Raw genomic sequence first — 19,018 nt, forward strand, 5'->3', positions numbered from 1 at the left:
TTGGCATATTCATGCCAAAACACCTCGCGGGATAGTGGTGTGTGAACAGTAACGCTTTTTCTCCTTAATTGAATATTGCGCACAGTTAAATTGTCTTATATAATAAAATATATCTTATGATTAGAGCAGATAATTTCTTCATTGTACATTATTTATCAGAAATAAATATCTGCTCATAAAGAACGGAGGTGCTCTATGAAAAAATTAAAAGTATTTTCTATCTCAGCAATTCTTATTGCTATCTGTTGCTCTTTTTTATTTTCAGCTTCAGTATCCGCAGCATCAAAAAAACGTAACAAATTTGACCACAAACCCAGCGGAAACATTTATTACTATGATGAAAACGGACATACTGTAAAGGGACTTGTCACGATCCGCGGAAAGAAATATTATTTTAATGAAAAGGGAATCCAGCAGAACGGCTGGCAGAAGATCAAGGGAGATTATTATTTCTTCCAGATCCGCAACGGCTGTTATGCCTCCATGGTAACTTCCCGGCGTGTAAATGGTATTTATCTTACCAAAAGTGGAGAAGCACGCTATAACAGTGAAGAAAAAAGAAAACTGAACCTTATGGTCACAGCTAACCAGGTCATGCGTCGTGTGACCAAAAGAAATATGTCCAAACCAGAGAAATTATGGAGATGTTATCTGAAGGCAGTCAGCTACGGATACGGTGGCACCGGCAATGACTACGATTTCCGTTACTATTACTCAAACTGGGATGTCAGCTATGCGGAGGATATGTTCTACCGGGGGCATGGCGACTGTTTCGCTTTTGCATCTGCATTTGCTTACCTGGCTAACGCAGTCGGATTTGAAGCCAAGGTTATCTCATCAGGCGGTCATGGATGGGCTGAGATCAAAGGAGAAGTCTGCGATCCGAACTGGGCAAAAGGCACAGGACATATCGAAAGATATTACCGTATGAGTTATGACCTCAGCGGTGTAGACGGACGTCCCTATTATAGAGGAAACAGGGCGTATGTAATTACAATCTGATCTCATCCGGACATTTTCTGACATATCAGGCAGATAAAACTATACGCTTCGCTGCCTGATTTATAGTAATCCTCTAAAATAACGCATCTTAATCCAAAAAGTTCCGGGTATCTGTATCTGCCAGATGTCCCGGAACTGTTACTGTTCACTCCGTTCGTTACTGTTCACTCCGTTCGTTACTGTTCACTCCGTTCACAGTAACGTAGCCAAAATTCATTCCAGATTGCCTGCGGCAATGGAATTTTGGCTTGTATGTCTCGGGATTTTGGCATATTCATGCCAAAACACCTCGCGGGATAGTGGTGTGTGAACAGTAACCTCCGTTCTCAGTAACGTTGCCCAAATTCTCTATCCTGAGTTGACTTTCCTTTCTTTATATCGTATCATTAAATATTATTCATTCAAAAATATTTTTAAGAAGGAGGTTATCATCCATGCAGGATAACAAAAATTTTCTGGGCACAGAACCTGTTGGAAAGCTTCTTTTAAAGCTATCCATTCCAACAGTGATCGCCCAGCTCATCAACATGCTTTATAACATTGTAGACCGTATTTACATCGGCCACATCCCGGGGGAAGGCAGCCTGGCACTTACCGGTGTGGGAGTCTGTATGCCCATCATCATGATCGTCTCCGCATTTGCGGCACTGGTCAGTTCCGGCGGCGCACCAAGGGCTTCTATTTACATGGGAAAACAGGATAATAAATCTGCTGAGAATATATTAGGCAACTGTTTTATTCTTCAGATTATTATCTCTGTTATCCTCACTGCCATTTTACTGATCTGGGGCAGAGATTTATTACTGGCTTTTGGCGCCAGTGAAAACACCATCAGTTATGCAACAGATTATATGCATATTTACGCTTTCGGTACCTTGTTCGTACAATTAACCCTTGGTATGAATGCATTCATCACTGCACAGGGATTTACCACATTTTCCATGGTTTCCGTCCTGATCGGTGCTGTCTGCAATATTGTTTTAGACCCTGTATTTATCTTTGTTTTTCATATGGGAGTACGCGGTGCTGCACTGGCAACTGTTATCTCACAGGCGATTTCCACACTCTGGGTAGTTTCATTCCTCTGCGGCAAAAAGACACTGCTTCACCTCAGGAAAAAGCATCTCCACCTGGAGGCAAAGGTCGTTCTTCCCTGTATCGCGCTGGGACTTGCTGCTTTTATCATGCAGTCAAGCGAAAGTATTGTAACTGTCTGCTTCAATTCATCCCTGCTTCGGTACGGCGGTGATATTGCAGTAGGAGCCATGACCATCCTGACCAGTGTTATGCAGTTTGCCATGCTTCCTCTTCAGGGAATTGCGCAGGGAGCACAGCCAATTTCCAGTTATAATTACGGTGCAAAAAATGCAGACAGAGTAAAGAAAACATTCCGTTTGCTTCTGATCACCTGTCTGTCATATTCTGTACTTCTCTGGGCTGCTGTACAGCTTGTTCCCAGAGTATTTGTAAGTATTTTTACTGCTGATACAGATCTTATTGGATTTACTGCACCAATGCTGAAGATCTATCTGGGTGGTCTGTTCCTCTTCGGTATCCAGATTGCCTGTCAGATGACCTTTACCTCCCTTGGAAAGGCAGTAAACTCTATTATTGTTGCTGTTGTCCGCAAGTTTGTACTGCTGATCCCGCTGATCTATATTATGCCTCATATGATATCTGATTCAACAACAGGCGTATATATGGCAGAACCCATTGCAGATATTACTGCTGTGATCTTTACCTCTGTTTTATTTACATTTCAGTTTAAAAAGGCACTGGCAGAAATTCAGAATTAAATACTGTACAAATCCATAATAAGGGGTGAACATTACAAAACGTTCACCCCTTAAATTATGCATTTCTATAGTCAAACGGATATTCACAATCCGCTTCGCTACTTGATTGATTAAAACAAGTCATTAATTACTTCCTGTACTGTCTGCAAACGCTCTGCTTTCCATGCTTTTGCACCACAGAAGAGAAGTCCCTCATCTACATTCCCTTTTACTGCATTGATCAGTCCGTCAGTAATACAGTAAGGTATTTCTTTGGGGCTGCATTTTACAAGACATCCATGACAGGAACTGTGTGGAATCTGTTCGCCGTTCATGACACGGGTCATGAATTTGTTCATAATGGCACGACCTGGCATTCCAACAGGGCTTTTTACAATGGCAATGTCGGATTCTTTTGCTTTTAAATGAGCTTCTTTATAGCGGATGTCTGCGTCACATTCTTCCGTTGTAATAAAACGGGTAGCTACCTGAATGCCGTCAGCACCCAGATTATCCACTTTTTGGACATCTTCTCTGTTATAGATACCACCTGCTACGATCACTGGAATTTCTGTCCCATATTTCTCTGCGTAACTTTTTACTGTTGTGATGATTTTCTTTATTTCTTCACTGTAGGATTCTTCAGTATATTTCTCCAGCTCTTCTTTATGAAAGCCAAGGTGTCCGCCTGCCTGAGGACCTTCGATCACTACCAGATCTGCAGTTCTTTTGTATTTTCTGTCCCAGTATTTCAGGATTACTTTTGCAGATTTTTCTGTAGATACGATAGGGGCAATCTTTGTCAGACTTCCTTTTACCAGTTCCGGAAGCTCTGTGGGAAGCCCCGCACCGGAGATAATGATGTCTGCACCGGCTTTTACTGCAGCCTTTACGTGAGATGCATATTCTTTCAGTGCAACCATAATATTGTATCCTATAATTCCATCTCCTGAAATCTCACGGGCCTTTTTCATTTCACCGGCAATGGCGCGTTCGTTGGCTGCTGCCGGATTTCTGTCGAAATCTTCTTCCCTGTAGCCGATCTGTGCAGTGGAAATAATACCAACTCCTCCTGCTTTCGCAACAGAACCTGCAAGTCTGCCAAGACTGATCCCAACTCCCATTCCCCCCTGGATCAATGGAACTCTTGTGATTTTATCTCCTATTTTGAAATTCTTCATTGTGATTCTTCTCCTGTTATTTTGTTTGTGTTTTAAATATTTTGATATTCAAAGTATATCATAATATTTGTTCTTGTCAAGAGAAACCAGTTTATATAGTTTTTAATACTATATAAGTCCACAGATTTTGACAAAAAATCCGCTGATACGATCAACTTGTGTAATCATATCGGCGGATTTATTCTATCTGATATATTTTGCCATCACCGGTAAAAGTACCTTCATATCAATTGGTTTTGCCACATGATCATTCATTCCGGTCGATATCGCCTTTTGTCTGTCCTCTGCAAAGGCGTTTGCTGTCATTGCTATAATGGGTATGGAAGCTTTCTCCTCATCTTTCATTCTGCGTATCCTGGCTGTAGCGTCATATCCATCCATCACCGGCATCTGAATATCCATAAGAATCATATCATAATATCCGGAAGCTGCTTTCTCCAGCTTATCCAGACAATCAGCTCCATCCATTGCGCGGTCTGCAATAATCTTTTGTTCCGCAAGCAGTTCTATCGCAATTTCTGCATTCAGATCATTATCTTCTGCAAGAAGAATACGTTTTCCTTCCATCCTCTTTAATGCATCCGGCTGTTCAGATATCTGATTCCTGTATACATCCTCTTCTGATGCTGTATCAAAAGAAATATCTACAGTGAATTTTGTCCCGGCGCCCTGCGTACTTTCTACCCGGATACTTCCTCCCATCAACTCGATCATGGATTTTACAATAGGAAGACCCAGTCCTGTACCAGCGACCTTGTTCTCTGTGGTTGTATGCTCTCTGGAAAATTCTTCAAAGATATGTGGAAGATATTCCTCGCTCATGCCAATGCCTGTATCTTCACAGGTAAAAATGAGCCGGGCTTTCCGGGGATCCTCTGAATCCTTCTCATATATCTTTACATGAACCCCATGCCCATCTGACGTATACTTTATCGCATTGCTGATGATGTTCAGCATTATCTCCTGAAGTTTCACCCTGTCACAAAGGATAAAGGTATGATATACATCCAAATCTACCGAATACTGCAGGTTCTTCTTCCTTACATCTTCCTCAAATACTGTGTTTACCGTATGAAATAATGTGTTTATATCCTCTGCTTTCAGCTGCAGAGCTGTAGTGCCGCTTTCAATACGGGCTATCTCCAGGATCTGGTTAATAATCGTCATCAGCAGATTTCCGGAAGAACAGATCTTTCCCAGATATTCTTTTGCCTTTTCCTCGTTTTGAAGGTTCTTTTCCAGTAATCCGGAAAAACCTATGATCGCATTCATTGGCGTCCGGATATCATGGCTCATATTAAACAGAAATCGTGTTTTTGCTTCATTGGCACTTTTCGCCAGTTCTGCCGCTTTCTCAAGCTCAGCAGCATATTGTTTTTCTCTGTGTTTTTTGCTGGATATCTGATAAAAAACCATAGCGATCAGCAACGAGAATATATACGAAGCAATTATGGAAAGAATCCATTGAGAAACCGGAATCCACCCATTGGAAGGCACAATATCAAAATACCATGTGTTATTCGGGATTTCACATTCTATCGTCAGGCTGTTTTCCGGCATATCATCCTGACTCTGGGCAAGAATAACCTTATCTCCACTGCTTCTGTCATAAGACCAGATCTTATAACTGAAATCTGCCTCACTTAAAGATTTCAGATTTATATCACTCATGAAACGATCCCAGTCAATTACCTGGAGTACAAATCCCCAGAAACTACTCTCTCCGAAATCATCGGTTCGATAAACCGGTTTAAAAAGTAATGCTCCGGTTCCTCCCTGCTTTAACTGATAGGGACCGCCAAGTGTATATTCCCCGGTTTCCTTAGCCAGAACTGCATCTTTTTTCCGTTCGTGTTCCCTCAGAACATCCAGTTCAAGAGCCTCTGAATTTCCCTGCATAGGATAGATTTCGGTTATTATCCCTTCCGGTGCCAGCTCAAACGCCTTTACCACACCTTCCTCATTAGGAATCTTTTCTGCCAGTTCTGAAAAAGTGTTTTCATCCATATCCGATCCATCAATGATATAATTTCCCAGAAAATCAGAAATCATTATATAATTGTCCAGCTTTGCCTTGACTCTCCTTATCGTGCTTTGTGCCATATAAGTTCCCGATGCTTTTTTTTCCTTTTCCTGATATCGGAGCATCTGACTACACGCAAAAAATGCGATCAGGAAAGAGAGAAGTCCTATAATATAGCAGTATTTTTTAATATGTTTAGCAGCTGTACTATTTATTTTCATTGAATTTTCCTCGTTATGTTTTCTTCCAACTGTTTTTCATCGGGCTGTGCAATAAAATCGAATGGTATCTATCACTTTCTCCATTTGAAGGGGTTTTGAAAAATGTTCGTTCATTCCTGCTGCTTTACCCTGTGCAATATCATCCAGAAAGGCATTGGCTGTCATAGCAAAAATGGGGATAGATTTCGCATCCTCTCGATCCATTTTTCTGATTCTGCGGGTAGCTTCCAGACCTCCCATTTGTGGCATCATCAGATCCATCAGAATCACATCAAAATATCCGGGCTCTGAATTCTCAAAAATTTCTACGGCTTCCCGTCCATTCCATGCCTTTGTCACTATCATTTTTTCTTCTTTCAGCAGAAACTCAGCAATTTCCATATTCAGCTCATTGTCTTCCACCAGCAGAACCTGAATTCCCTCTACTGAACAGTTCTGATACATATGAGATTTCTTTTCCTGTTCCTCTGCAGAGATTTCAAAAGAAATATGGAGAATAAATTTGGTTCCTTTTCCCTGTATGCTCTCAAAGAAAAGAGTTCCTCCCTGCAGTTCTGTCAGTTTTCTGGCAATGGCAAGTCCCAGACCGGTACCTGCATATTTTGTTCTGGCTGACTGCCCCTCCTGGGCAAAAGGCTCAAATGCCCTTTCCTGAAATTCCTCACTCATACCGATACCGGTATCTGTACAGGTCAATTCATATTCCGCAGTGGTATCCGTATAGGAAACCTCACGACAGGTAACTGTCGCAGAACCGCCATCATGATTATATTTTACTGCATTGCTGCCGATATTCATTAATATCTGCTGGAAATGCACCGGACTTCCAACCAACTGTGTATGGATGATTTCTCCATCTTCCACATAATAATTAACGCCGGATTCATTTGCCTGCATCCTGGTGATTTCATTCGTATTATGCAAAAGTTCCAGCAGATTAAAGTGCTTTCTCTCAAGCTGTATATTGCCGGATTCCAGCTTATTCATATCCAGCACATCATTGACAAGATTTAAAAGATAACTGGAAGCAGTCCTGATTCTGGTACGTGCTTCCTGCTGAAGCTCCAGATCATCCGGATAACGGTCCGCAATATCCACACAGCCCTGGATCCCATTGATCGGTGTCCGGATATCATGGCTCATTCTCCTCAGGAAATCTGTCTTTGCCAGATTGGCTTTCTCTGCCTCCTGAGCGGTTCTTCTCAGTTCTTCCCGGCTCTCCAGCTCAGATATTTTCTGGTCATTAATATCTCTCGTCACATAGAGAACATTAGTCACTTCCCCTGCTTCATTTCGAAGCTTTACAATAAATCTTGCCTGATACCAGACTCCGGTTATGGCTCTGTATTCTGTGGAAACCTCCTCTCTGTTCTTCAGACGCTCTGCCAGAGTGGAAACATCCAGAAATTCTCTCATTCTTTCCTGAAATTCGGGGGCTATGAATTTTTCTCTGGCTTTTGTAAACTGAACAGAAGTCTTTCCACTTCTGCCGGTCAGACGGTGCATGGATTCCTGGCTGGAAATCTCCTCATAGGTATCATGGATCAGATCCATCCGGTAAATGATCCGGTACATTTTGCTGATTGCAGAGATAATCTCATTATTCAGTTTCAGGTCAGCCATAGTCTCTTCCATCTGCTGCTTCTTTTTCATATCCTCCTGCACAATATCATCAATATAGCGAAATCCCATAATGATCTTATAATCATCCCTGTTGCCTGTCTCCAGGCGGATCACCTGTAATTCAAAATACTCATGTCCGGCATGGTTTTTCACTGACTGATAACGATACGCAAAACGCTTGTGATTCTGCAGATACTCTATGAGAGCGTGACGTTCCATCTTCCGGAGGAAATCCGGTGCTGATTCCCGGATTACGTAATGATCATAATAATATCTGATTCTGGAGGTATAACTGGATTTCTGCTCCGTCATCTCATCAATCTCTGTACCATTGGAAAGTATGCTCTGTTTGATCGTTTCCAGAGTATCATTTGCCAGATCACATAAATAAAATGAGGTATAATCTACGCAGAGAGCTTCCAGGATATGCTTCTCCTTCTGAAGTTCCTCCAGATTGCTCTCCAGTGTTTTCTGTTTTTCCTCAAGCATCCTGAACATGCGCAGATTGTTCAATGTACTGGCAAGATGTCCGCCTGCATTGGAAAGAAGCGATATGGAAACACCGGGATTAACCAGATCCGGATTATCCAGACCGATAAAACCGCTCAACTGCGTATTTGCAAACAAAGGTAAAACCAGCAGAGAATGAATATCCTGAACCTTCAGAATGTCATATTCCGAAGGCATAGTTTCACATATTTTCTCCAGATCATGAATAATTATAGTTTCTCCACGAAGAAATTTCTCATGCCACACCGGCATACTATCGGCAGAAATACGAATCAGATTGTCAATCTGGGGGACGATCCCCTCTCTGCACCATTCGAAGGTATTGCTGTAATAATCCTGTTTTTCAGACATCAGTTCAAAAATATATACTCTGTCTGCATCTGTATATTCGCCGGTGTATTGAAGCAATGCAGGAATACAGTCCTTCACTTCTTTCTCATCTGATGCCTGATTGATGTCTGATATCAGAGACAGGATCTGATTCAGCAGTTCCAGCTTTTTGTTGAATTGTCTGTAGTTGATCTCATGTTCTTCACTCTTATTATCGTTTGCCTTAAACTTTTTCATATAATCTCCCAACACTTATATAGAAAATACTACCGCATTAATGCCTGAAAACAAAAAAAGAACAGCCGATACATACGTTCGAACTGTTCTCCTACTTCTGAAGTCCATACAGCATTGACATTACTGTTTCCTGCTCATTTGTACTCATACCGTTCCGTATCCATAAAACTTCCCTTTAAGCCATTAGAGGAAGTATATTTGTAAATATCATTTAAAGATACTTTCGTTTCTGCAAAAGTCATTTTCGCTTATATCACTTTTATAATATCACAGACAGCTACGTTTGTCACACGAAAGTTTAACCGAATCAAGTAAGTCCCCTGCTTCAATTGCGAATATCCACTTGACATAACTGTAATACACAATTTTTCATGATGGATATCACACTTTTATTTCAGAATCCGAATTATTACAAACAGTCAATTCAAAATGATTTCTATTTGTTTTTATAAAACCTTCTTTCTGTAGCTTTGATATCTCCGTAGACATTGCCGCGCGGTCAATGCACAGATAATCTGCCAACTGCTGCCGGTCAAAAGGAATATCAAAGGATAACGATGAATGTCTGATAGACTCTGCCGACAGATAGGACAATAGTTTATCCCTTGTCGTTCGCTTTCCCACATGTGTGATTTTGTCGTTCAGGATTAGTATCTTATTTGCCAGGACACTGACCAGGTTGCGGATCAGCTTCTGATGGTGTTCGCATGCAGTCGGGCAGGAAATCAGAAGCCTTTGGACATTTAGCAGGATAATCTCACAATCCGTATCTGCCACCACACTGACATTCAGAACAGCACCCGGGCTTGCTGCATATGGCTCACCAAAGAAATCACCGGTATGACATTTCGACAGAATATTCCGATGCCCCCAAAGGTCTTCCTGAATAACAAGAACACAGCCGGACACCACAAGTCCCATTACCTCAGTAGAATCTCCTGCTCTGAAAATATAAGAATCTCGTTTTTGGGAAACTGCTGTTGCTTTTACACAATGCAGTATAGATAATATCTCGTTATCAGTAAGGCCTGTAAAGAATGGACTGTTTTTTAAAATGGGTAAATATTTTTTCAAAATCATTCCTCCTTGTTGGAAATCAAACATACAAGTTGTATTTATCATACTATAATGCCGACAGAAACAAAAGTTAAATCTATTGACGGAGGTAAAATGATAAGAAAGATTATTCGAATCGATAAAGAAAAATGCAATGGCTGCGGCGCCTGTGCAGATGCCTGCCACGAAAGTGCCATTGATATCATTAATGGAAAAGCAGAATTGGTGAGAGAACATTTCTGTGACGGACTGGGGGATTGCCTCCCGGAGTGTCCCACAGGTGCCATTTCCTTTGAGGAACGGGAAGCACCTGAATATGATGAAGAGGCTGTGAAAGAAGCACAGAAAAAAATATTTGCCAAAAATCAGGCAATAACTGCTCATGCCGGCTGTCCCGGGTCTAAAAGCATGCAGATTCAGCGATCAGAAATACCCAAATCAGGAAAACCATCTTCAACCACAGGTCAGGTATCCAATCTTCAGAACTGGCCGGTACAGATTAAGCTGGCACCTGTCAGTGCCCCATATTTTAACGGCGCAAAGCTTTTAATCGCAGCCGATTGTACTGCTTACGCTTACGCAGGCTTTCATCAGGATTTTATCCGAAATAAGGTAACATTAATCGGCTGTCCTAAATTGGATCAGGTGGATTATAGCGAGAAACTGACTGCAATAATCCAAAATAACGATATTCAAAGTGTGACGATTGTAAGAATGGAAGTTCCATGCTGTGGCGGACTTGAGATGGCAACCAGAAAAGCACTTCAGAATAGTGGAAAATTCATTCCCTGGCAGGTTATAACCATAGGTATCGATGGAAATATTATAGAATAAAGGAGGATACGACAATGGATAAAAAAATGTTTTGTTATCAGTGTGAACAGACAGTGGGATGCACCGGCTGCACAGGAAATGCAGGTGTCTGCGGAAAAAAGGCAGGCACTGCCAAATTACAGGATGAGCTGACAGGTGCGTTGATCGGTCTGGCAAGGGCTGTCGATAGCGCAGCAGCTATTTCCAAAAGTACCAGTCAGATCATAATTGAAGGACTGTTTACTACCGTTACAAATGTGAGTTTTGACGATGCAGCAATCGAAAATATGATACAAAAAGTCAGAGCAGAAAAAGAAAGACTGGTTCCTGGCTGCAGTAAATGTCAGTCACCTTGCGGTAAATCAGACGAATATGACATGCAACAGCTGTGGAATGCAGATGAAGATATCCGCTCCCTGAAGTCCCTTATTCTTTTCGGGATTCGCGGAATGGCAGCCTATGCTTATCATGCAAATGTTCTGAATTATGAAGATGCTGAAGTAAACCGTTTCTTCTGCGAAGCATTATTTAAGATTGGTTATGAAGAAAGTATGGATACACTGCTTCCTACTGTACTGAAAGTAGGGGAAATCAATCTGAAATGTATGGCACTTCTTGACAAGGCAAATACCAAAACCTATGGAACACCGGAACCGACTGCAGTTACACTTACCGTAGAAAAGGGACCATTTATTGTAGTAACCGGTCATGATCTGAAGGATCTGCAGCTTTTACTTGAACAGACAGAAGGAAAAGGAATCAACATCTATACCCACGGTGAAATGCTCCCTGCCCATGCCTATCCACTCTTAAAGAAATTCTCTCACTTAAAAGGAAATTTCGGAACTGCATGGCAGAATCAGCAGAAAGAGTTTGATCATCTTCCGGCTCCGATCCTTTACACCACCAACTGTCTGATGCCGCCAAAAAGCAGTTATGCTGACAGAGTATTTACAACAGAAGTGGTTGCTTTCCCAGGCGCTGTTCATATCGACGAGAAGAAAAATTTCACACCGGTTATTGAAAAAGCACTGGAACTGGGTGGTTACAAAGAAGATCAGACACGCACAGGCATCAACGGCGGTACGAAAGTGACAACCGGTTTCGGACATGCAGCCATTCTGTCCCATGCAGATACTGTAGTAGAAGCAGTAAAATCAGGCGCTATCCGCCATTTCTTCCTGGTTGCCGGCTGTGATGGTGCCAAACCGGGTCGAAACTATTATACGGAATTCGTGAAACAGACACCTTCTGACAGTATCGTTCTCACCCTGGCATGTGGAAAATTCCGTTTCAATGATCTTGAGCTGGGAGAAATCGGTGGTCTGCCACGACTGATGGATATGGGCCAGTGTAATGATGCTTATGGTGCAATCCAGGTTGCTGTGGCACTTGCGGATGCATTTGGATGTTCTGTAAATGAGCTTCCGCTTTCCTTCGTTCTCTCCTGGTATGAACAAAAAGCAGTCTGTATCCTGCTGACACTTTTACACCTGGGTATCAAGAACATCCGTCTTGGTCCTTCTCTTCCGGCGTTCCTGTCTCCTAATATTCTGAACTATCTGGTGGAAAATTATGGTATTGCACCTATCACCACACCGGAAGAAGACATCAAAGCACTAATGAACCAGTAAAATAAATTTTTCAAAATCTTCGCAAATTAACAAAGCCGATACAGGATTCCAAAGTCCCGCATCGGCTTTATTTATGGGTCTGAAGACTCGGATCTGCCGACAACAATTTTAAACATGTGCAGCGATATTCTGATGGGGTTAAATGATAACGTTTTTTAAACAATCTGCAAAAATAATCAACGTTATGAAATCCACTTTCATAGGCGATCGTTTTTACTTTTTTATTCGTATTTTTCAATAACCAGGAAGCTGCCTGAAGTCGATATCCTATCAGATAATTAACCGGTGTAGTATGTAAAAACCGGTGGAACAAATTAAGTGCAGTACTTTTGCTGATTCCTATATGTGAAGCAATTTCATCCAGAGACAAATTGTGATTATAGTTTTCATGTATATATTGCATGATTAACTGCACTCTTTTCTGTGCAACTTCATCAACTGTCTGTACATCTCCTTTATCAGATAACTTTACATTTTCATAAAAAGTCAGCCATAAATCCTGCATCAATGCCAAAGTAGCAAGTTCTCTTATTTTCTCATTTCCCTGTATTTCCATTATTTTTATCATAGTTTGTATAATCTTTGTCTGCCATAGTTCATCAGTCTGAAAACGCTGGAAATATATATTCGATGAAATGATTGGCAAGATATATTTCTTATAGATCAGGCTGTTCTCCGGTGCAATAAATTCCGGCATACATACAAAGTTAGGAATGATACCACCTGATGGTGCGTAAAAGCGGTGCAATATTTTAGAATTAATAAAAATTGCTTCTCCTTCTGACAATATAATCTGTTTTTCTCCTATTCCGCATGTAACTTCTCCGGACTCCACATATAAAAACTCAAATTCTCTGTGCCAGTGCCACTCAATACAATGAAAATCAAACAATTCCAGATTATCATAATAATACTGGAATGGATAGTCACTACTTCCATGCTGTTTAATTTCCATGAACTCCTCGTCTGTAAGTATCTTATTATATATTTTATTATAATCCATCTCCATATCACATTCTTTCTTTTTTACGATATTATACAGTATTTCTACAATTTAATTCAATGTATATATCTAATATTTGCTATATAATCAAGCAAAAAAAGAAAAGAGGTATTCTTATGATTTTTAAATTGGGGAATTCTATAAAAAAAGCTGACTACCATAAGACAAAACTTGCCTGTTATATGGGCTTTATCACACAGGCTATTGCTGCAAACTTCGCACCGCTTCTTTTTTTGAAATTTCACAGTGACTACCATATTTCTCTCGGTAACATTGCTCTGATATCCACTTTCTTCTTTTTCACACAGCTTCTGGTTGACCTGTTCTGTGCCAAATTCGTAGATCATATCGGATATCGTGTGTGCATTGTTACATCAGAAATATTTTCTGCACTGGGTCTGCTTGGACTGGCATTTTTACCTGATTTTTTACCTGATCCTTTTATTGGAATTATATGTAGTGTTATTGTTTATGCCATCGGAAGTGGTTTAATAGAAGTACTTTGCAGCCCTATTATCGAGGCCTGTCCATTTGAAAACAAAGAAGCAACTATGAGTCTGCTCCATTCCTTTTACTGTTGGGGAGCTGTTGGGACAATTTTGATTTCCAGCTTATTTTTCCTGATATTTGGAATAGACAACTGGAAATGGCTCGCCGTAATATGGGCAATCATTCCTGCAGTTAATACTTATAACTTCATGACCTGTCCTATTGAACCTCTGGTTGACAATGGTTCCGGAATGGGAATTAAGAATCTGTTTTCCAGACCATTTTTCTGGGTTGCAATATGTCTGATGATCTGTTCCGGAGCTTCTGAGCTTGCAATGGCTCAATGGGCATCTGCTTATGCAGAAGCTGCACTGGGATTGTCAAAAGCCCTGGGAGATTTAGCAGGTCCATGTATGTTTGCAGTAACAATGGGAATCAGCCGTATAATTTTTGGAAAATATGGAGAACAGTTAGATTTAATGAAGTTTATGAGTGGTTCAGGCATATTATGCGTTGTCTGTTATCTACTTGCCGCTTTGTCATCCAGCCCGATTATCGGACTTATCGGTTGTATTGCATGTGGATTTTCAGTTGGAATCATGTGGCCTGGAACAATCAGTATTTCCTCAAAAACTTTTCCAACAGGTGGAACGGCTATGTTTTCTCTTCTTGCCATGGCAGGAGATTTAGGTGGCAGCATTGGACCTGGAATTGTTGGTCGTATCACCCAGAATGCCGGAAATAATATTAGGATCGGCATGGGATTCGGACTTATTTTTCCAGTAATTCTATTGTTTATGTTATTCCTGCTGTATCGAAAAAAATCCACACAGCCCCAAATATCAAAGCATTGATGAACCATTAAAAGTAAATTTTTCAAAACCTCTGTAAGATCAATAAAGCCGATACTGGATTCAAAAGTCCCGCATCGGCTTTTTACTTTGGTTTCTTTCTTTTCCCTGTAATTTTTTCTACCTTCAAAACATATCATTGCTCCATAACAAGTAAATCTATTGTATATCATTTTTTAAGTTCATAAAAAAAATTGCTATTTTATCCAACTTTCCTTCATTATATTCTGCAAAATCCAAATAATATTTTGGAATACTTACAGCCTGAATTTCTTTTTTATATAACCATTGTCTTGTTTTGGCTTCCGGAGCAAAAATAACTGCTTGATTTTCACTGAAAAAAATCTCATTATAAGTACATGCTGAACGGTCCAAAACACATTTCCAATCCATATTCTCATCCTGAAAATATCGATTTAGTTGATTCAAAAATTTCTTTGCTTTTTGCATATAAATGACATTCATAATTGGATTATAATGTTCTCCCTCTATTACAGGAATTTCCCATACCAAACAACACGTTTTCATTTATAGATCCCCCTTTACAAAATGCATAACTCCCCAATTTCCTAATCAATAAAACTTGAATTTATTTGGAAGATTTTATTATCCATTCATCAAGAAATTTCATTTGTTCATCCGTATGAAACCAATGCTCTCCATTTTTCATAATAGAAAGTGTTGAATTAGTCCTCTGTACAAATTCAAATATCGTTCCATAAGCGGTAAAATTATCTTTTTCACCATACAAAATGTGCGTTGGGATTTCCCATATAATAGGATTTTCTCTTGCATAGCAAAGATAATCCCATGAAAGAGTCTCTCCAAAGGTTGTCTGAATTTCTTTTTTCTCTTTGAGTTCATCCTCTGTAACATTTGCCCAAATCATCATATCAGCAATAAGCCTTTCCATATCTACAACGGGCGAAATAAAATATGCTTTCTCTATTTGCTGATTTGATAAGGCATTGATAGCAAAATACGCTCCAATGCTATTGGCAATTACTTCAACAGTCTTGTAGTTTCTATAAATTGAATTAAAAAGTAATGGAAATTCTTCTTTTGCTTCCCATGGAAACTGTGCAGTATAGTCGAGACCAATCACATCACAATTACTAAAGAGCGGTTTGTAATGAATAGCTTCTTCAGCATTACCACCTTTTCCATGTATATAAATAACTGCTTTATCCACAATAGTTATCCTCCACAAATTCAAATTGTTACACTTAAAAAAGCGGAATTTCACCATCATAGTTTTCTGCTTTTTCCAATAGCGGTCCTTTAGCTCCCATCGTAAACGCGATGTCGCTACTGCGGATAGAGAGCAGCTCCATTCCGGGTCTCACCTTCAAAAAATCCATCATTTTCTTCGTAAGAAGAATTTGCCCCTCCTGTGAAATCTCTACCCAGCAGTAGGAACGCCCCTTGTATTTGATAAATTCGCCAGAACCTGCTGAGTAGTCAAGCAACGGTGGAGTATCGTCCAAAATGTGACCAAGTTTTGACGGATGCAAAAGGCCTTTCCGGGTGACGCAGAAGCCACCGGTAATCTTACTTCCGGTAAAAAGATATACTTTTCCTTCATCTGCAATGTGATATTCTTCCATTGCCTGCGGTGGAATCCGCAATGTTCCATCCGTCCGAATGAGTGATTTCCCGAAAATAAATTTTCCTCCCTTATTCATTTGTGGCATAAAAACACCTCCTGAAATTCCGATTTTAATGTCTCTATTATACCATAATGATACTATTATAAAAAAGGAAAAAGAGCTCCTTCGAGCTCTTTTGATTCAGTTCTGTAAACTGGAATTTATAAGTTCAATTCAAACATCCTGTACTCTGTCTATCCAGTATCTTCGTAATACATTTCTTTGACTTCTACAAATCAAAAACCGCAGCTTATATAAAGGCGTTCTGCTGACTTACAAGCACCCAGAACATCAAGGCGTACAGCTTTTTATGCTCTGTTCTTGCAACGTTCTATATTTCTTATCTCCCTGGTATTTAACGTATCTTTTTCCTATAAGTCCGTATTGTACAATAACTGCTGTCCAATTTTCAAGATTCCTTCAGACTTTCTCTATATAGTGCATATTCAATACCCCAGCACAACCATATAATCCAGAATCGCATGAACCAGCACTGGAATCCAAATTGTGCCTGATTTTTCTTTCAGATACTGGAAAATACATCCAGTTAATATCAGTCCTAGCATTTGTGACGTAATAAATGAAAATACATAAACCAGTGTGATTTTTCCCCAGTTTGTATAGGAGAACAGATGCATGGCAGCAAACAAAATATTTGGTACAAGATAACGGATATAATTATTTTCATCTTTTAACAAATACACACATATACCCCTTACCAAAAGTTCCTCTTCCATTGCAATAAATACCGTATAATACAGCAAATTATACAATATTGTTATTTTATCTGCTTTTGTAATCAAACAGAAAACGGTTACTGCCCCAAGAATCGCTGTCAGGATAAGCACCGTTGTCTTCTGCTTTTTTCCTGATATTTTTAGGTACATTTCTGATATGAATTTTTTTCTTAATATCATGAAAAAAATTAAAATCACTATGATTGCAACCATAGAAACAACCAGACTCTGGCGAAAAATACCAAAAATATTATCAGATGCATTTCTGACTACAACGACTGTACCATTTTGTTTCCATGTATAAATAAAATAAGCGGCTACTAAAATATCTGCTGTACATATGAGAAATATAATAATAATTCTCGCTGGCAAAGCTAATGTTTTTTTATCTTTATCTGACATTTTTATTTCAAAGCCTCCCAGTCAATTCGTTCATTTCTGTAGAAAAATTCTCTTTCGGTATAAACCATTCTTTATAAAGGTTTTTAGCCTACTCCTACAAATTACGATTTTAATGTCTCTATTATACCATAATGATACTATTATAAAAAAGGAAAAAGAGCTCCTTCGAGCTCTTTTGATTCAGTTCTGTAAACTGGAAGTTGATGAGCCAACAGACTATTATTTTTCGTTGACTTTAAGTTCAAGGATATCCGGACGTGCATAATGTCCAATCGCATCATGCTCCATCTTACAGGCGGCAGGCAGGCTCATATCGAGCTCTGCATAGATGATGGTTTCTTCATCCCAAACCGGCTTTGTCAAATAATGACCATACGGATCAATGATGCAGCTTCCGCCTCTGCACACAAATTCCGGAAGTTCCGATACGATATTGCGCTCACACAAGTCAGAAGGATACGAACTGCGTCTGATAATCATATCAGCATTTACAAAGAAACATTTCCCCTCGATTGCAATGTGCTGAATAGTGGCTTGCCATTCTGGATTGTCATTGGTGTTTGGCGAAATATAAATGGTGATTCCCTTTTGATAGAGCGCTACCCGAGCAAGCGGCATATAGCTTTCCCAACAGATCATGCTGCCGATTGGTCCCCACGGTGTTTCAGTAACAGGGAAATAATCCTTATTCGCATCTCCCCATACAACACGCTCAGAGCCTGTGGGCTTCAACTTTCTGTGTACCTTATATGACCCGTTCGGTTCAAAAATGACATTGCTGTTGTAGAGCGTTCCACTAACAGCGTCTCGCTCGGAAAATCCAAGGCTGATGTATGCCTCCGCTTTTTTGGCTGCCTCTGCGAGTTGTTGGAACTCCGAATCTCCGGCAACAACAGAGGCATCGTAGTATCGTTTCCAGTCTTTTCGTCCCTCATCGCTTCGTTTTCCCATGCTAAAACCGAAATTCATTCCAACAGGATATCCCGGAATAAACAGTTCCGGGAAAACAATTAAATCCGGTTTTTGGCTTGCTGCTTCACAAATATATTGAAGTGCCTTTTTAAGTGATGCGCTTTTGCTGAACATAACAGGCTCTGCCTGTACTAATGCGATTTTACAAGTGGTTTTGATATCCTTCATAACGACAATTTCACTCCTTTACAAATTCCGATTGTTCTAATTATTTTTAGTTCCACCTTCTTGCCCCTCGGACAAGAAGTATCCCTCGCTTTCAGCTCGGTCAATTCCGATTGAGATTTCACCCGTTTTGTAAGCTGATTTTCTTTCCAGTCAATTGTGGAATCCACCTGGCATATAAATCACAGAGTGGCTGTGACTATTTTCCAACCCATATTTTCGTGACATGCTCCCACCACTTAAATCCCAGATTTTGAAGTGGGGGCTTCTTGCTCAATGACTCCTCTACTGAGCCAAGTATCTACAAGCTATCCTCGCGTGCCCCGCGATTCTTTTTGCCCGGAC

Annotated in this window: 15 protein-coding genes; 5 read left to right on the forward strand and 10 right to left on the reverse strand. The window is 40.2% G+C overall.

Going from position 1 to position 19,018, the window contains the following annotated elements:
• Positions 1–195: 195 nt before the first annotated feature.
• Positions 196–1,002 carry a transglutaminase domain-containing protein gene (locus LJE12_RS17370; protein ID WP_025579600.1) on the forward strand — a complete coding sequence of 269 codons (807 nt, stop codon included), beginning with the start codon at positions 196–198 and terminating at the stop codon, positions 1,000–1,002.
• A gap of 434 nt (positions 1,003–1,436) precedes the next feature.
• Positions 1,437–2,798, forward strand: coding sequence for an MATE family efflux transporter (locus LJE12_RS17375; protein WP_118633711.1), 1,362 nt, complete (start codon positions 1,437–1,439; stop codon positions 2,796–2,798).
• Positions 2,799–2,908: 110 nt separating this feature from the next.
• On the opposite strand, the gene LJE12_RS17380 is transcribed toward LJE12_RS17375, so the two are convergent.
• The 4 genes from LJE12_RS17380 to LJE12_RS17395 all read right to left on the reverse strand — a co-directional run bounded on the left by LJE12_RS17380 (position 2,909) and on the right by LJE12_RS17395 (position 9,976).
• Positions 2,909–3,958, reverse strand: a complete 1,050-nt coding sequence (locus LJE12_RS17380) for an NAD(P)H-dependent flavin oxidoreductase (protein ID WP_008704203.1) — start codon at positions 3,956–3,958, stop codon at positions 2,909–2,911.
• A 183-nt stretch (positions 3,959–4,141) separates the two neighbouring features.
• The gene (locus LJE12_RS17385; RefSeq protein WP_055057405.1) at positions 4,142–6,202 is read right to left on the reverse strand and encodes an ATP-binding protein; all 2,061 of its coding nucleotides are present in this window, start codon (positions 6,200–6,202) and stop codon (positions 4,142–4,144) included.
• Between the two features lie 36 nt (positions 6,203–6,238).
• Positions 6,239–8,902, reverse strand: a complete 2,664-nt coding sequence (locus tag LJE12_RS17390) for a GAF domain-containing hybrid sensor histidine kinase/response regulator (protein ID WP_227226939.1) — start codon at positions 8,900–8,902, stop codon at positions 6,239–6,241.
• Positions 8,903–9,283: 381 nt separating this feature from the next.
• Complete coding sequence (locus tag LJE12_RS17395) at positions 9,284–9,976, reverse strand: Crp/Fnr family transcriptional regulator (protein ID WP_008704207.1); 693 nt, start codon at positions 9,974–9,976, stop codon at positions 9,284–9,286.
• Between the two features lie 96 nt (positions 9,977–10,072).
• Between LJE12_RS17395 and LJE12_RS17400 the strand changes: the two genes are divergently transcribed.
• Positions 10,073–10,792, forward strand: a complete 720-nt coding sequence (locus LJE12_RS17400; RefSeq protein WP_008704208.1) for a 4Fe-4S binding protein — start codon at positions 10,073–10,075, stop codon at positions 10,790–10,792.
• Positions 10,793–10,806: 14 nt separating this feature from the next.
• Positions 10,807–12,405 carry a hydroxylamine reductase gene (hcp, locus tag LJE12_RS17405; protein ID WP_008704209.1) on the forward strand — a complete coding sequence of 533 codons (1,599 nt, stop codon included), beginning with the start codon at positions 10,807–10,809 and terminating at the stop codon, positions 12,403–12,405.
• 67 nt (positions 12,406–12,472) lie between these two features.
• On the opposite strand, the gene LJE12_RS17410 is transcribed toward hcp, so the two are convergent.
• Positions 12,473–13,360 carry an AraC family transcriptional regulator gene (locus LJE12_RS17410; protein WP_020994091.1) on the reverse strand — a complete coding sequence of 296 codons (888 nt, stop codon included), beginning with the start codon at positions 13,358–13,360 and terminating at the stop codon, positions 12,473–12,475.
• A 164-nt stretch (positions 13,361–13,524) separates the two neighbouring features.
• On the opposite strand from LJE12_RS17410, the gene LJE12_RS17415 reads away from it, so the two are divergent.
• Positions 13,525–14,751 (forward strand): MFS transporter, encoded by a 1,227-nt coding sequence (locus LJE12_RS17415; protein ID WP_020994092.1) that lies wholly within the window; start codon positions 13,525–13,527, stop codon positions 14,749–14,751.
• 156 nt (positions 14,752–14,907) lie between these two features.
• Here LJE12_RS17415 and LJE12_RS17420 read toward each other — a convergent pair whose 3' ends face one another.
• The 5 genes from LJE12_RS17420 to LJE12_RS17440 form a co-directional block, all read right to left on the reverse strand.
• On the reverse strand, positions 14,908–15,276 hold the full coding sequence (locus LJE12_RS17420; protein ID WP_227292300.1) for a hypothetical protein: 369 nt from the start codon (positions 15,274–15,276) through the stop codon (positions 14,908–14,910).
• A 61-nt stretch (positions 15,277–15,337) separates the two neighbouring features.
• Positions 15,338–15,940, reverse strand: a complete 603-nt coding sequence (locus LJE12_RS17425) for an alpha/beta hydrolase (protein ID WP_008707489.1) — start codon at positions 15,938–15,940, stop codon at positions 15,338–15,340.
• A gap of 34 nt (positions 15,941–15,974) precedes the next feature.
• Positions 15,975–16,442 carry a hypothetical protein gene (locus tag LJE12_RS17430; protein WP_005340973.1) on the reverse strand — a complete coding sequence of 156 codons (468 nt, stop codon included), beginning with the start codon at positions 16,440–16,442 and terminating at the stop codon, positions 15,975–15,977.
• A gap of 401 nt (positions 16,443–16,843) precedes the next feature.
• Positions 16,844–17,536 carry a CPBP family intramembrane glutamic endopeptidase gene (locus LJE12_RS17435; protein WP_008707459.1) on the reverse strand — a complete coding sequence of 231 codons (693 nt, stop codon included), beginning with the start codon at positions 17,534–17,536 and terminating at the stop codon, positions 16,844–16,846.
• Between the two features lie 219 nt (positions 17,537–17,755).
• The gene (locus tag LJE12_RS17440) at positions 17,756–18,676 is read right to left on the reverse strand and encodes a carbon-nitrogen hydrolase family protein (protein WP_008707457.1); all 921 of its coding nucleotides are present in this window, start codon (positions 18,674–18,676) and stop codon (positions 17,756–17,758) included.
• Positions 18,677–19,018 lie beyond the last annotated feature (342 nt).

Origin of the sequence: Blautia sp. DFI.6.71 (assembly GCF_020593585.1) — a bacterium.
Taxonomy (GTDB): domain Bacteria; phylum Bacillota; class Clostridia; order Lachnospirales; family Lachnospiraceae; genus Blautia_A; species Blautia_A wexlerae.